We start from the raw sequence: 16,326 nt of genomic DNA on the forward strand, positions 1-16,326 counted from the left end.
TAATTACCTTCCTTTCCTTACTTGATATCATATATTTTAAAGCGAACAAATAATTTGTTAAGCGTAAAATGAAGGATATAAAAGAAATTTTAAAAGAGCGTATTTTAATACTGGATGGTGCCATGGGTACTATGCTTCAACGTTATAAGTTTACTGAAGAAGATTTTAGGGGAGAACGCTTTAAGGATTGGGAACATCCGTTGCAAGGTAACAATGATTTGTTGTCGTTAACGCAACCCGATGCTATAGCAGATGTTCACCGTCAGTATTTTGATGCTGGGGCAGATATTGTAGAGACCAATACCTTTTCCGGAACTACGATTGCTATGGCAGATTATTTTATGGAAGATTTGGTGTATGAGCTCAACTATGAATCTGCGCGTATTGCCAAAATGGTAGCAGATGAGTTCACTGCAAAAGAACCAAATAAGCCTCGTTTTGTAGCCGGTAGTATTGGACCCACCAATAAAACGGCAAGTATGTCACCAGATGTAAATGATCCAGGTTATAGGGCTATTTCATTTGATGAGCTACGTATTGCATATAAACAACAGGTAGAAGCTTTATTAGATGGTGGGTCTGATATTTTATTGGTAGAAACCATTTTTGACACGCTCAATGCCAAGGCGGCATTATTTGCCATAGAAGAAGTTAAAGAAGAACGAAATATAGATGTTCCCATAATGGTTAGTGGTACTATTACCGATGCATCCGGTAGAACATTATCGGGTCAAACGGCCGAGGCATTTTTAATATCCATATCCCACATTCCTATTTTATCGGTTGGGTTTAATTGTGCTTTAGGTGCAAACCAGTTGGTACCTCATTTAGAGGTGTTGTCCACCAAAAGTGAACATGCGGTCTCAGCGCACCCCAATGCCGGTTTGCCAAATGCATTTGGAGAGTACGACGAAACTCCTGAGCAAATGGCAGAACAAATAAGAGAATACGCAGAGAAGGGGCTAGTAAATATAGTAGGTGGATGTTGCGGAACTACTCCTGAACACATTACGGCAATAGCTGAGGTGGTGTCCAAGTATGAACCTAGAAAGTTGACAGTTGTCGGTTGATGGTTGTCAGTAAATAGTAACTGAATGGAATATACAGAATTAGAAGTGTGGAAAGAATCTAGGGTTTTGGCGAATTTGATATATAAAGTTTCTCAGCAGTTTCCTAAAGTTGAAATGTATGGGTTAACAAATCAGATACGTCGTTGTGCTGTTTCAGTTCCGTCAAATATAGCTGAAGGATGTGGAAGAAGAACAGCAGCAGATACTATCCAGTTTTTACACATTTCTAGAGGTTCTTTATATGAACTGGAAACTCAGTTATTCATCGCTTTGGATCAAGAATATTTGATTAAAGAAGATTTTGAATCGATTGCGAAGCAAATTTTAAAATGTAAAAAACTCATTAATGGGTTTATCAATTACTATAAAAAGACCAAATAATGTCTGGAAGTATTTCAAAAAAACCATCAACTGACAACGGTCAACCAACAACTAAATACCTGAAATTGTCAGGTTTGGAACCCCTAATAGTCACTCCCGAAACGAACTTCATAAACGTTGGTGAGCGAACAAACGTTGCGGGTTCAAAAAAGTTTCTTCGTTTAGTAAAAGAGGAAAAGTTTGAAGAGGCATTGGCAGTGGCTAGGGAGCAGGTTGAAAATGGTGCTCAGGTTATTGATATTAACATGGATGACGGATTGATCGATGGTAAACAGGCCATGGTCAAATTTTTAAACCTTGTTATATCGGAGCCGGATATTTCTCGTGTGCCTATTATGATCGACAGTTCTAAATGGGAAATCATTGAAGCTGGTCTGCAAGTTGTTCAAGGTAAATGTGTGGTAAACTCCATTAGCTTAAAAGAGGGCGAAGAACAATTTATACACCACGCCAAACTCATAAAAAGATATGGTGCCGCGGTAATTGTTATGGCTTTTGATGAGGTAGGTCAGGCAGATAATTATGACCGTAGAATTGAAATAGCAAAACGTTCGTATGATGTTTTGGTGAACAAGGTAAATTTTGCACCAGAGGATATCATTTTCGACTTAAATATTTTTCCGGTAGCAACGGGAATGGATGAGCATAAATTAAATGCTGTTGATTTTATTGAAGCTACAAGATGGGTCCGTGAAAACTTGCCACATGCCAGTGTAAGTGGTGGAGTTAGTAATGTTTCGTTTTCATTTAGGGGCAATAACCCGGTGCGTGAGGCTATGCACTCGGTCTTCTTGTACCACGCTATAAAAGCAGGTATGAACATGGGTATTGTAAATCCTAGTATGCTAGAGGTGTACGATGATATTCCTAAAGATTTATTGGAGCATGTAGAAGACGTTATCTTAAATAGAAGAGATGATGCAACAGAGCGCTTATTAGATTTTGCGGAATCTGTAGTCGGTAAAACCAAGGAAAGTAAAATAGATCTTTCTTGGAGAGAAGAACCTTTACAGGATAGAATTACACGTGCCTTGGTAAAAGGTATTGATCAATATATTGTTGAAGATGTAGAAGAGGCTAGAGTAGCTGCCGATAAGCCAATAGAGGTTATTGAGGGCAACTTAATGACGGGTATGAACGTGGTGGGCGATTTATTCGGTAGCGGAAAAATGTTCTTGCCGCAAGTGGTAAAATCTGCCCGAGTGATGAAAAAGGCGGTAGCTTATTTATTACCCTATATTGAAGAAGAAAAGTTATTGAATCCGCAAGTTGGAGATTCTGATAATGCCGGCAAGATATTAATGGCAACCGTAAAGGGCGATGTTCATGATATTGGTAAAAATATTGTGGGTGTAGTATTGGCGTGTAACAATTATGAGATCGTTGATCTAGGCGTAATGGTGCCACCGGAAAAAATTATTGCAGCAGCTATTGAGCATAATGTAGATATTATAGGTCTTAGCGGATTAATTACCCCATCATTGGATGAGATGGTGCATTTGGCAAAGGAAATGCAACGTAAAGATTTCAAGATTCCGTTGTTGATCGGTGGTGCAACCACTAGTAAAGCACATACCGCGGTAAAGATCGATCCACAATATAAAGAGGCAGTAGTTCATGTAAACGATGCTTCTAGAGCGGTAACCGTGGTGGGCGATTTATTGCAGAAAGAAACATCTACAAGCTATAAGAAAAGTATAAAAGATGATTATGATGTGTTTAGGGAAAAGTTCTTGAACCGTTCATCTAGTAAAACATATAAGCCAATTTCTGCGGCACGGAGAAATAAGTTTAAAATAGATTGGAAAACTTCTGAAATTGTAAAGCCGAACGAATTGGGTATTCAGGTGATCGAAGATTTAGATCTGAATCTTTTGGTACCCTATATAGATTGGACTCCCTTCTTCAGAAGTTGGGAACTGCATGGTAAATACCCGGCAATTTTGACCGATGAGGTTGTTGGGGAACAAGCAACCGATTTATTCGCAGACGCTCAAGAGATGCTGAACAAGATAATTTCCGAAAAGAAATTAAAGGCTAAAGGTGTATTTGGACTGTTTCCGGCAAATTCCATTAATGACGATGATATTTTAGTCGATACTAGTTCAAGTTTAGAAGGGAATACAGGGTCGCTTAGCGGAGCCGAAACAGATGGGAACTATACTTTCCGTACCCTTCGCCAACAATTGGAGCGTAGGGAAGGAGTCGCAGATTATGCCTTGGCGGATTTTATTGCTCCAAAAGAATCTGGGAAACAAGACTACATGGGTTGTTTCTGTGTGTCCACAGGGTTTGGTACTGCAGAAATGGCGGCGCAATATGAGAAAGACCTAGATGACTATAACTCCATCATGGTAAAGGCATTGGCGGATCGTTTAGCCGAAGCATTTGCTGAATACTTGCATAAAGAGGTGAGAACAGCGCATTGGGGTTATGCCGCCAATGAAGATCTGAGCAATGAAGATTTAATCAAGGAATCTTATAAAGGTATTCGTCCTGCGCCTGGTTATCCTGCTTGTCCCGATCACTTGGAAAAACTGACCATTTGGGATATTCTGAAAGTAAAGGAAACCATAGGTGTGGAGTTAACAGATAGTCTTGCCATGTGGCCGGCCGCATCTGTAAGCGGATATTATTTTGGTAACCCGGAAGCCCGTTACTTTGGTCTTGGTAAAATAAAACTGGATCAAGTAAAGGATTTTGCGGAACGAAAGGGGGTTTCGTTTGAAGAAGCCGAGAAATGGCTTGCACCAAATATAGTGGACTAATGCGTTAGGGATTGCAGCGGCATCTTTTTCTATTTCTGAACTGTGCCAATGTTAAGTAAAAAGAGTTGTTGAAATAGAAAAAATATAGCGAAAAGCCCGCCCGAACGCCCAAAGAAGAATTAAAGTAAATAAGCCTCTTGAAGGTTTGCTCATAACCAAGAGTAAAAGAATATAAAATGAAAGTTACAGACCATATCACCAATGCAAAGGGAAAAACACTTTTTTCTTTTGAGATCGTACCGCCGGTAAAGGGGAAAAATATTCAGGAATTGTACAATAATATTGATCCTTTAATGGAGTTTAACCCTCCGTTCATTGATGTGACTACATCGCGTGAAGAAACTATCTATATTAAGAAAGAAGGGCTTTTGGATAAGAAAACAACACGTATGAGACCTGGTACTGTAGGTATTTGTGCGTCTATTCAACATAAATATAATGTTGATACGGTGCCTCATGTGCTTTGTGGTGGTTTTACAAGGGAAGAGACGGAGTACATGTTGGTAGATTGTCATTATTTGGGCATACAGAATGTAATGGCTTTACGTGGTGATGCCCGTAGTGAGCAAAAGTATTTTGAACCTACAGAAGGCGGTCATCCATTTGCTATAGATTTGGTTAAGCAAGTGCAGGCATTAAACTGTGGTAAATATTTGCATGAAACTATAGAAAGCGAACACTGCAGTGATTTCTGTATTGGTGTGGCCGGTTATCCGGAAAAACATTTAGAATCTCCATCATTACAATCAGACCTAAAGCGATTAAAGGAAAAGGTAGATGCCGGTGCGGATTATGTGGTTACGCAAATGTTCTTTGATAATAAAAAGTATTTTGAATTTGTAGAAGCTGCAAAGGAAATTGGAATTACCGTACCTATTATACCGGGCATTAAGCCTATTGCCGTAAAGAGGCACATGCAATTATTGCCGCAGGTGTTCAGAATAGATATGCCACAAGATTTAATAGAAGCTGTTGATGCTTGCGCCACCAACAAAGATGTACGTAAAGTAGGTATAGAATGGGCAATTCAACAATCTAAGGAATTGAAGGCGGCAGGTGTTCCTGTATTGCATTACTATTCTATGGGGAAATCCGATAATATTAAGGCGATAGCGGAAGCACTTTTTTAAAGGTTTAGAAAGTATTTAGTAGAGCGTATTAAGTACAAAATGTCCGATAATGATAATACTTGGTACTTAATACTTGGTACTTGATACTTATAACTATTTTTGCCTACAATGAATTTTAAGTTTCTAACCATTGTAATGCTATCGGTAAGTTTTTGCTTTGCGCAAGAAGCTACCGAGAAAAAGAAGTATACGCTTGATGCCAACCAATTCTATGGTTCCATCATACTGCACAATCCAGATATTTCGCATTTGATCACATCGCACCCGGCAGGGGTTATTTTAAGTTATAACCGCAAAACGTATGGGGAAGAAGAATGGGAAGAGTTGTATAATTATCCGGATCTGGGTTACTCCTTTATTTATCAGAATACGAACAACAGCACGTTGGGCGATAATTATGGTTTGTATGCGCACTACAATTTTTACTTTTTTAGGCGGAACATGCAATTACGCGTAGGGCAAGGTATTGCATACGCTACTAACCCGTACGATAAAGAGACCAATTTTAGAAATAATGCCTACGGCTCGGATTTTTTAAGTTCAACCTATTTAATGCTGAACTATCATAAAGAGAATATTATAAAAGGATTGGGATTTAAGGCAGGTGTGTCCGTAATTCACTATTCCAACGCCAATTTTAGGGCGCCGAATACGTCTACTAATACCTTGGCATTTAATGCCGGTTTTGTATATGATCTAGATGGTGGTACTGAAATTGATTATGTACACAGGGAAAAGGAAAAATTGACTGAGCCATTACGTTACAATTTTGCGTTGAGAGCAGGTTTAAACGAGAGTGATGTTATTGATTCCGGTCAATATGGCTTTGTAGTGCTTTCTGCCTATGCCGATAAAAGGGTTGGAAGAAAAAGTGCTCTTCAAGTGGGAACAGATGTATACTTTTCTAATTTTTTGAAAGAGTTGATCAGGTATCAAAGTATTGCTTTCCCAGAGAATGATGTGGATGCAGATGATGATTATAAAAGGGTAGGTGTATTTGCGGGTCATGAACTGTTCATTAATGAAATGTCCGTCATTTCACAATTTGGCTACTACGTGTATTATCCGTTCGATTTTGAAGGTCGCACCTATTTGCGTGTGGGATTAAAGCGCTATTTTGGAGATAAAGTTTTTGGGGCAGTAACCTTAAAGTCTCACGGCGCAAAAGCGGAAGCGGTAGAATTTGGGATAGGAATACGATTGTAGAAATATAATGTTAGAAAATAGAAAACATAAAATGGACAATTGGACAAAAGGGATGTACCAAACATTTTTGACTTTCACTACTATGTTTGTTTTGCTGCTCATAGGTAATTCTTGTGATTCAGAAAACGCTTCGGATTGTTTTCAGAGTACAGGTGATATGATACGAGAGGAAGTTACAGTAGCTGAATTTACGAGTATTACCGTATTTGAGAATGTGACTTTGGTTATAAAACAAGGCGACACCCAAAAAGTAGAAATAGAAACCGGTGAAAATCTTAGAAATGAGGTTTCTGCTGTTGTAGAAGATGGTCAATTATTACTGACCGATACAAACGATTGTAATTATGTAAGAGATTATGCTACCACTACGGTCTATGTGACTACCCCTAATTTGACCAGTATACGTAGCAGTACAGGTTTTCCTATTAAAAGTGACGGAGTTTTGGCTTTTGATAGCTTAAGATTGTTGTCGGAAAGTTTTACGAATCCGGAAGCAGAAACAACAGATGGGGAATTTGATCTAGATTTAGAAGTGGCTTCGTTAAGTTTAACGGTTAACGGCATTGCCTATTTTAAGTTGAAAGGAACAGCGGAAAGTATGAGTATTACCATAGCTGCGGGTGATTCTAGAATTGAGGCTGAAGCATTGATCACTGATCGTGTTACCATAAACCATAGAGGTTCAAATGATATTTTAGTGAATCCGCAAGAAAGTCTTACCGGAGTATTAAGGGGTACTGGCGATGTACAAAGCTATAACCGCCCGGCAACTGTTGAAGTGGAAGAATTGTATAACGGAAGATTGATTTTTGTGGAATGAATCCCATTTTAAAATATCTGAAAAATGTATTCGCTACTAAACGAGTGTTGGGAGATGACCCGACTTTGACCGGATTGGTAAAAGCAGATGCTATTTTACAAGATATGTATGCCGATGATAAATTTCCAGGATTGGCAATTACGGTTTTAAAAGAAGGAAAAACCATTTTCCAAAAAGGGTATGGGTATGCGGATTTAGATACCAAAAGATATGTAGACCCAAAATCCTCAATTTTTAGAATTGCAAGTGTATCCAAGCCTATAGCGGCTACCGCATTGGCACATATGGTGCAAGAAGGGTTGATCTCATTAGACAAATCTTTCTATGCCTATCTGCCAGATTACCCCAAGAAAAAGTGGGATTTCACTATTCGTCAATTGGCTAGCCATACATCAGGTATACGTGTGTATAAAGGCAAGGAATTCGCCTTGAACGAACCTTTTGGCATAAAGGACAGTTTGTCAATCTTTAAAAACGATCCGTTGGTATTTGAACCAGGTACCGAATATTTGTACAATAGTTTTGATTGGGTAATGATTTCGGCGGCCATGCAAGAAGCAAGTGGTATTCCGTTTGAAGCATATGTGCAGGAGAAAGTATTGGATCCATTGGGAATGAAAAACACATACATACCAAAAAGGCATCCTGATGATAACCTTAAGCAATCGGATATAGATGTGAATGCTATTGCAACATCCGAAGCACAGAACAATGTAACTTCATTTTATACCAAAAGTATGTCCGGGTTTAGAAAAGCGACTCCCGTAGACATCTTTTACAAGCTTGCTGGTGGAGGTTATTTATCAACTTCAGAAGATATTGCAAAATTCGGTCAGGCATTTTTAAATCAAAAAGTAGGGGTAAAAGAAGCCGTTTTGAATCAATTTTTAACTGCTGAGCTAGTAAACGGTAATTCTACATACTACGGTTTAGGTTGGCAAGTAAGTGAAGATGCCAAAGGGCGTAAGTTTTTTGGACATGTGGGTAGTGGGGTAGGTGGGTATTCCAATTTTTTCGTGTATCCAAAAGAGCAATTGGTATTTTCAATTCTGATCAATAGTACAGACCCTAAAGTACAAGAAGATCTTGATGTTGTGATAGATAGCATATTGAACGTAACGTAAGTTTTAATAAAAAGTTACCAATGTTATTAAATAGTATACTCTTACAATTTTGACTACTTTTTTCAGTTAGTAATTAATATTCGTTTAGTAAATATTAACAAACAACCAATCGTAATTATGAAAAAACCTAATTTATTTATCTTGTTCTTTTTAAGTATTATCATTTTTTCTTGTTCAAAAGATGATAGTAATGGCAGTTTCTCAGATGATATAGATCCAGATGGAGTTAATGTAAAAGAAGAAGTTTTATTAGATATAAATGCAACCTCTTCTGGAATTGCAATAGAAGGGGCTACATTGAATGATGGCGGAGTAACGCCAACAGGAGGTGTAGATTTTAGTTTGGATTATACTTCTCAAACTGCATTTCAAGACTATGGATTTGAAATAATTTTTGACGCACCAACAGATTTTGCCGGAGCTTATATTCAGTTGTTCGATGAAAATGGAATGGCAGATAGTTATATAGATGTACCTTCAAGTGCTACAGAAGTATATTATGGAGGCAAATTCTTATCAAAAGAAAGAAAAGATATTTTCACTAAAAAAGGAGCGTCTACCCAAAAAGATGAAGATACTGTAATAGACGTCAATTTTTCTAATACTGTTCCTGCCGGAACATTCTGTTATGCAATTTGTGTATATGATAGCCAAGGTAACATTAGTCAACCAGTAGAAGTATGTGTAACAGTTGAGTCTTGGGGAGGTAATGTAAATCTTGTGGGCGACTGGGATTTTACAAAACAAATAGATAATGGAGAAACTATTGCCGTTGGTGAAGAAATATGTGAAAGTTATGACTCTACGCTAAATTGCGATAATGGAACTCAACGAGAGGTAGAACTGGATGAATGTTATACACTTAATAATCTACTGATTACATTTAATGAAAACGGGACCTATTTCTTTAGTCAAGAATCCAATTATAAAAGCTATGATTACGCTGCATCTAATGAGTCTTGCGAGGTTATATATGAAGAAGATGGTGGTGAGGCCTATACATCTTCAGGCAACTGGGCTTTTAACGAAGAGGAGAATATTTTGACCTTGGTAGAATTTGAATATACTGAAACTGGAGACGGAGAAACTTATACGGACGTAGAACCAGATGGTTACTTATTGTTAGAAGGAGAAATAAGACTTTCAGCTAATGAATTAATAATTTCAGAATCGGATACTTTTAATGGAGAAACAGAACTTTACGAATATTTTTTCAGTAAAAAGTAAGGACAAATAATTAGTTTGTTTAAAAGACCTCTTTCTAGAGGTCTTTTTTATTTCTATTGGTAATTCATGTTTAATTTAAATTTTTAACACAAAACCTTCGTATTTTGAGATAGAAATTGAATTTTTTAAAATAATAAAACGGAAAACGACCATTTTTAAATATAATTACTACATTAGCCACAGATTACAAAAGTGATGACAAAACAATATTTCTGGAACGGTTTTTATTTTTACTTCTTTTTTAAGAGAGGTACGGGACTGTTGTAGTATATTTTAAATATAAAATAGAATCTAAGTTCCGATGTACATCGGAACTTTTTTTTTGAATAAAACGGAGCAAAAGTGAGTCTAAAAATAGCCATACAGGGAATAAAGGGCAGTAACCACCATCAAGTGGCAAAAGATTGTTATGGTGATGATATTGAGTTGGTAGAATGCCTTTCTTTTGATGCTTTGGTAGATAAGTTGTTGACCAAAGAAGCGGATCAGGGTGTTATGGCCATTGAAAATTCCATTGCAGGATCGATCATTCCTAATTATGCTTTGGTAAACCATAATAACCTACACATCATTGGGGAGTATTATTTAAACATCCATCACAATTTAATGGTATTAAAAGGCCAGAAAATTGAGGATATAACAGAAGTAAGTTCGCACCCAATGGCACTATTGCAGTGTAAGGAATATTTTAGACAATATCCGCATATAAAATTGGTGGAAGACGTAGATACGGCAGAGACCGCAAAGCGAATTCAAAAAGAAAAACTTAAGCATGTAGCGGCTATTGCTCCTAACGTTGCGGCAGAATTATATGGGTTGGACATCGTAGCGAACGACATACAAACCATTCAAAATAATGCTACGCGTTTTATCATTGTAAAAACAAAAAATGATGCACTGCCAGAGGCAGAGATCAGTAAGGCATCTTTACGGTTTTTAACAGACCATAAAAGAGGTAGTTTGGCGGCAGTGCTTAATGTTATGAGCGATTGTAGATTGAATTTAACCAAAATACAGTCGTTACCGGTGATAGAAACACCTTGGAAATATGCTTTTTTTGTTGATGTAACTTTTAATGATTATGCAGATTTCACGAAGGCTAAAAGTCTATTGAACATCATGGCAGAAGACTTTAAGATTTTGGGTGAATATAAAAATGTAAGACAATGATACGTACTGCCAAAAGGTTAGATACCATACAGGAATACTACTTCTCAAAAAAATTGAGAGAAGTTCGTGGTTTAATGGCACAAGGTAAACCTATCATTAATATGGGTATTGGTAGTCCTGATCTGGCTCCGTCCCAAGAGGTTTTAAAAGCCATACAAGCAGCAGTGTTAGAGAACGGTGCGCACCAATACCAAAGTTACCAAGGCTTGCCTCAGTTAAGAAATGCCATAGCCAATTTTTACAAGAATAAATTTAGTGTTACCGCAGACCCAAATACCGAAATTTTACCATTAATGGGATCTAAGGAAGGTATAATGCATATAAGCCTTGCTTTTTTGAATGAGGGTGATGAGGTATTGATACCAAATCCTGGGTACCCAACATACACCTCTGTAACCAATTTGGTAGGGGCCGTGCCAAAATACTATGATTTAACCGCTGATAATGGTTGGTTTCCAGATTTGGAGGCATTGGCAAAGCAAGATTTATCAAGGGTAAAGGTAATGTGGTTAAGCTATCCTCATATGCCAACAGGTGCTACGGCAACCAAAGAGCAGTTTATAAAGATGGTAGCATTTGCCCAAGAGCATGATATTTTATTGGTGAACGATAATCCATATAGTTTTGTTTTGAATGACGAACCTGCCAGTATTTTAAGCTTGCCCAATGCAAAAAATGTTTGTTTAGAATTGAATTCTTTGAGTAAGACGTTCAACATGGCCGGTTGGCGTGTAGGTTTTGTTTTAGGTAGCAATGAGCATATCAATGCTATTTTAAAGGTAAAGAGCAACATGGACTCCGGTATGTTCTACGGCATACAAAAAGGAGCAATTGCCGCCTTGAATAGCAGTGATGACTGGTTTAAGGAACTAAAGGAAGTTTATGGTAAGCGAAGAGAATTGATCTATAAGTTGGTAGACAAGCTTGGCTGTTCATATGATCGTAACGCAGTAGGCATGTTCGTTTGGGCCAAATTGCCGGAAGGCAGTGTATCATCAGAAGAGTTCATAGATGATATTTTATATAATAAAGATCTGTTTATTACGCCAGGAACCATTTTTGGGAGTAATGGTGAAGGCTATATTCGTTTTTCACTATGTATAACGGAGCATAAGATAGAAGAGGCAATTAAAAGATTTGAATAATAGGTCTTAAGACTAAAGCGTAGCTTTAAAATGAATGTATTTGTAATAGGTATCGGTTTAATAGGAGGTTCTTTGGCGAAAGACATAAAGTCGGCATTCGACAATGTTACCGTCTATGGCATAGAATCTAATGAGGCAAACTTGGCTGAAGCATTGTCTTTGGGTATTATAGATAAAAAAGCTACCTATCAAGATTTACAATTGGCAGATATGGTCGTTGTAAGTATACCGGTAGATGTTATGGTTACCGAGCTTCCTGTTATTTTGAATGCCGTTCATGAAGATTGTGTTGTTTTTGATGTAGGGTCTACCAAATCCATGATTTGCAAGGTGTTGGAAAATCATCCTAAGAGAAGAAACTTTTTGGCATGTCATCCTATTGCAGGAACCGAGTTTTCGGGTCCGTCCGCAGCGATCAACAATTTATTCAAAGACAAAACAAATATTATTTGTGAGGTAGAGTTAACGGCATTTAAGCTCCAAGAAAGAGCATTAAAAGTTTTTCAAGCTATTGGCATGAGAATACGTTATATGAACCCTGTTGCTCATGATAAGCACATAGCTTACGTATCTCATTTATCTCACATAAGTTCATTTATGTTGGGTAAAACAGTGATCGAGAAAGAGAAGAACGAGCGTGATATTTTTGATATGGCCGGTAGTGGGTTTGAAAGCACGGTGCGTTTGGCAAAGAGTTCTCCTGCCATGTGGACACCTATTTTTAAACAGAATAAAGAGAATGTGGTAGAAACTTTGGAGGAGTACATTCAAAATCTAACCGCATTTAAGGAACTGTTGTTGAAAGATGATTATGAGGGCATTTATAATGAAATGAATAATACGAATAAGATTAAAGGAATATTAAAAAGAAATACCGTTAAACAAGAAATAGAATAAGTAAAAATGGAAAATTCAAAACAAATGAGAACATGGTTGGATGATTTAAACCTTGACCATCCACTAGTAATAGCAGGGCCATGTAGTGCGGAAACCGAGGAGCAAGTGTTAGGTATAGCACACTCCCTAAAAGATACCGATGTAAACTATTACAGAGCAGGTATATGGAAACCACGTACTCGCCCAGGAAATTTTGAAGGTGTAGGAGCTTTGGGGCTTAAGTGGCTTCAAAAGGTAAAAGCTGAAACAGGTATGAAAACGGCTACCGAGGTGGCCAACCGTGCTCATGTAGAATTAGCTTTAGAGCATGATATAGATTTATTATGGATAGGGGCAAGATCAACCGTTAGTCCGTTCATTATGCAAGAATTGGCAGATGCACTTAAGGGCACCGACAAGGTTGTATTGGTAAAGAACCCGGTAAATCCAGATTTAGCTTTATGGTTAGGCGGTATTGAAAGGTTACATACGGCAGGTATTAAAAAGTTGGGTGCAATTCATAGAGGATTCTCTACATATGAGAAAACCAAGTATAGAAATATACCGGAATGGCAAATGGCGATCGAATTTCAGAACAGATTTCCAGATTTACCTTTAATCAACGATCCATCTCATATCACAGGTAAGAGAGATATGATCTTTGATGTTTCTCAGACTGCTTTAGATTTAAATTTCGACGGATTAATGATCGAAACGCACCATGATCCAGATAATGCATGGAGTGATGCCGCACAACAGGTAACTCCAGAGAAATTGGTTCAGATTATGAGAGACCTAAAAATTAGAAAAGAGAGTGATCCAGAGGCGGAATACAATGCCCAGTTGAGTAACTTAAGAGCTCAGATAGATGTTATTGACAGTCAATTGATAGAAACATTGGGTAAGAGAATGAAAGTTTCGGACGGTATAGGTGAGCTTAAAAAGCAAAAAAACGTTGCCGTATTACAATCTAATAGATGGAACCAAATTTTAGGTGCAATGATACTTGAAGGGGAAAGTAAGGGACTTAGTGAAGAATTTGTTCTTCGTATGTTCAAGGCTATTCACCAAGAGTCTATCAACCACCAAGAAAAGATAGTGAACGGTTAAGGTTTACATAACTTTATAAATACAAAACATCCGTAATATGCGGATGTTTTTTTATGTCTTAATTTTAATAAGTAAGAAAAATAATACATTTTTAACAATATCCCTAATTTACAGTCGTTAGGGGTCTAAAGAACCATTTTAACCAATTAAAAAGTATGAAGAAAGTAGTATTGTTTACGTTCATGTTAATGGCATCATTTGCTGTAAAAGCCCAATCGTATATAGGCTTTTTAACAGATAATTACAGTGGTGTCAATAGTGTTATCTCTAACCCTGCAAATATTGCAGATTCACGTTTTAAAACAGATATTAATCTAATAGGAGCTAGTGGTTTTTTAGCTAATGACTATATAGGTGTTGGGTATTCTGATTTGGTTTCCAGTGATTTTGACTATGATACAGATGCCTTATTGACCCTTTCGGATAACAATAATTTTTCTGGTAATGTAGATGTGTTAGGTCCTTCGTTTATGTTTAATGTTGGTAGAAAATCTTCTATTGCCATATTTACAAGAGCAAGAAGTTTTGTGACAGGAAATGAATTTAATGGAGAAAGTATTGATGACCTTGATGATAGTATTGATGAAAGTCAAGACTTTTTGGTAAACGAAGGAGATTTCTTTGCCGCCGGTCATGGTTGGGCAGAAGTGGGGATCACGTATGCACAAGAATTAATGAATAAAGATGAGCATTTCTTAAAAGGTGGTCTGTCATTTAAGTATTTGAAAGGATTTGGTAATGCCTATGTGGCCGGTAGAAATGTAACTATTGATTATGATGCGGATGGCGCTACATTACCGGATAATTCTACTATTGGAACTTTAGCATCTACAGGAGATTTAATTTATGGGCGTGCCGATCAGTATGATGTAGAAGATTATGATTATGAAGTGCCAGATGCTAACGGATTTGGGTTTGACCTAGGTTTCGTTTATGAATGGAGACCAGATTATGAAGATTATGTAGTTACAGGTTCTGACGGAGAAAAAACCGTCATGAAAGATAAAAATAAGTACAAGCTTAAATTTGGTTTGTCGCTTACAGATGTAGGTTCAGTAAATTACAAAGGTAGTTTAGTAGATACCTATAATATCAATAATACCATTACACAAGACGATTATGATAATATAGAGGATTCAGATGATCTTCAAAATTTATATACGTTCACCCAAGCTACGGAAGATCTAAAGGCAGGGTTGCCAACGGCATTACATTTTAATGCAGATTGGAATATTAAAAATCATTTTTATTTGAATTTCAACACTGATATTTCTATGCGTTCTGCAGGTGAGAATAATTTACGAACTGCAAACGTATTCTCATTGACCCCACGTTTTGAGAGTAAGTGGTTTAGTTTCTATTTGCCCGTAAGTAGCTATCAGTATAGTGGTTTGCAAGTAGGTGCAGGCTTACGTGCCGGTCCTCTTTATCTTGGGTCGGGATCATTGATCTCTACATTTACAAAAAATGAAATACAAGGAGCAGATGTATATGCAGGGTTGAAAATTCCGGTGTACTATGGTCAGCCAAAAGATTCAGATGGAGATGGTATTCCAAATAAAGAAGACGGTTGCCCAAAAAAGGCAGGACCAATAGAAAATAATGGTTGCCCATGGGGAGATACCGATGGCGATTCGGTATTGGATAATGAGGATCAATGTCCAGATGAGGCAGGTCCTGTAGAAATCAATGGTTGTCCTTGGGTAGATACGGATGGAGATACCTTGTTGGATAACGAGGATCAATGTCCAGATGAAGGCGGACCTGTAGAGAATAATGGGTGTCCTTGGCCAGATAGTGACGGAGATTCAGTTTTTGATAAAGATGATAATTGTCCTGATGAAATGGGTACGGTAGCGAATAACGGTTGTCCAGAACCGGTTGTTACGGCTGAGGTTCAAAAGTCGTTGAACGAGTATGCAAAAACTATTTTGTTCAACACAGGTAAATCAACATTAAAGGATGAGTCAACACCGGTATTGGTTGATATCATCGGTATTTTAAACGAATATCCCAATGCAAATTTCACTATTGAAGGGCATACGGATAGTATAGGTTCAGAAGCTACCAATCAAAAATTATCAGAGAAGAGGGCACAAGCCGTATTGCAATTTTTAATTAATGGTGGTATTTCGCCATCTCGATTAACAGCAATAGGGTATGGAGAAAGTAAGCCAATTGCTACTAATATGTATAAAGACGGTAGACAGAAAAACAGACGTGTTGAGATTAACTTGGCACAGTAGCTATACAAAGATCTAGTACTAAAAAAGCCCGGTAAAACCGGGCTTTTTTTTGT

The 16,326-nt window shown here is 37.5% G+C and carries 13 protein-coding genes; all 13 read left to right on the top strand.

Annotated elements, in window-relative coordinates:
• Window positions 1-68: 68 nt before the first annotated feature.
• Window positions 69-1,070: a homocysteine S-methyltransferase family protein gene (locus QZ657_RS11575; protein ID WP_291967031.1), complete on the top strand. Its 1,002-nt coding sequence runs from the start codon at window positions 69-71 to the stop codon at window positions 1,068-1,070.
• Window positions 1,071-1,094: 24 nt separating this feature from the next.
• Entirely contained in the window at window positions 1,095-1,451 is a 357-nt protein-coding gene (locus QZ657_RS11580) for a four helix bundle protein (RefSeq protein WP_276473497.1), read from the top strand.
• The gene (gene metH / locus QZ657_RS11585; RefSeq protein WP_291967034.1) at window positions 1,451-4,219 is read left to right on the top strand and encodes a methionine synthase; all 2,769 of its coding nucleotides are present in this window, start codon (window positions 1,451-1,453) and stop codon (window positions 4,217-4,219) included. Before QZ657_RS11580 ends, metH begins: the two co-directional genes overlap by 1 nt.
• 176 nt (window positions 4,220-4,395) lie before the next feature.
• Window positions 4,396-5,349, top strand: coding sequence for a methylenetetrahydrofolate reductase [NAD(P)H] (gene metF, locus QZ657_RS11590; protein ID WP_276473499.1), 954 nt, complete (start codon window positions 4,396-4,398; stop codon window positions 5,347-5,349).
• 108 nt (window positions 5,350-5,457) lie between these two features.
• The gene (locus QZ657_RS11595; RefSeq protein ID WP_291967036.1) at window positions 5,458-6,555 is read left to right on the top strand and encodes an acyloxyacyl hydrolase; all 1,098 of its coding nucleotides are present in this window, start codon (window positions 5,458-5,460) and stop codon (window positions 6,553-6,555) included.
• 31 nt (window positions 6,556-6,586) lie between these two features.
• Complete coding sequence (locus QZ657_RS11600; RefSeq protein ID WP_291967038.1) at window positions 6,587-7,375, top strand: head GIN domain-containing protein; 789 nt, start codon at window positions 6,587-6,589, stop codon at window positions 7,373-7,375.
• Complete coding sequence (locus QZ657_RS11605; protein WP_291967039.1) at window positions 7,372-8,499, top strand: serine hydrolase domain-containing protein; 1,128 nt, start codon at window positions 7,372-7,374, stop codon at window positions 8,497-8,499. Before QZ657_RS11600 ends, QZ657_RS11605 begins: the two co-directional genes overlap by 4 nt.
• Window positions 8,500-8,616: 117 nt before the next feature.
• A complete protein-coding gene (locus tag QZ657_RS11610; RefSeq protein WP_291967041.1) occupies window positions 8,617-9,726 on the top strand; it encodes a hypothetical protein in 1,110 nt (369 codons plus the stop codon).
• A 342-nt stretch (window positions 9,727-10,068) separates the two neighbouring features.
• Window positions 10,069-10,896 (top strand): prephenate dehydratase, encoded by an 828-nt coding sequence (locus QZ657_RS11615; RefSeq protein WP_291967043.1) that lies wholly within the window; start codon window positions 10,069-10,071, stop codon window positions 10,894-10,896.
• On the top strand, window positions 10,893-12,041 hold the full coding sequence (locus QZ657_RS11620) for a pyridoxal phosphate-dependent aminotransferase (protein WP_291967045.1): 1,149 nt from the start codon (window positions 10,893-10,895) through the stop codon (window positions 12,039-12,041). The genes QZ657_RS11615 and QZ657_RS11620 overlap by 4 nt, the downstream gene beginning before the upstream one ends.
• Before the next feature lie 30 nt (window positions 12,042-12,071).
• Window positions 12,072-12,938, top strand: coding sequence for a prephenate dehydrogenase (locus tag QZ657_RS11625; RefSeq protein ID WP_291967046.1), 867 nt, complete (start codon window positions 12,072-12,074; stop codon window positions 12,936-12,938).
• A gap of 6 nt (window positions 12,939-12,944) precedes the next feature.
• Window positions 12,945-14,027, top strand: a complete 1,083-nt coding sequence (locus QZ657_RS11630; RefSeq protein ID WP_276473505.1) for a bifunctional 3-deoxy-7-phosphoheptulonate synthase/chorismate mutase type II — start codon at window positions 12,945-12,947, stop codon at window positions 14,025-14,027.
• Between the two features lie 155 nt (window positions 14,028-14,182).
• Window positions 14,183-16,273: a DUF5723 family protein gene (locus QZ657_RS11635; RefSeq protein WP_291967048.1), complete on the top strand. Its 2,091-nt coding sequence runs from the start codon at window positions 14,183-14,185 to the stop codon at window positions 16,271-16,273.
• Window positions 16,274-16,326: the final 53 nt, after the last annotated feature.

Source organism: Maribacter sp., from assembly GCA_020629415.1.
Taxonomy (GTDB): domain Bacteria; phylum Bacteroidota; class Bacteroidia; order Flavobacteriales; family Flavobacteriaceae; genus Maribacter; species Maribacter huludaoensis.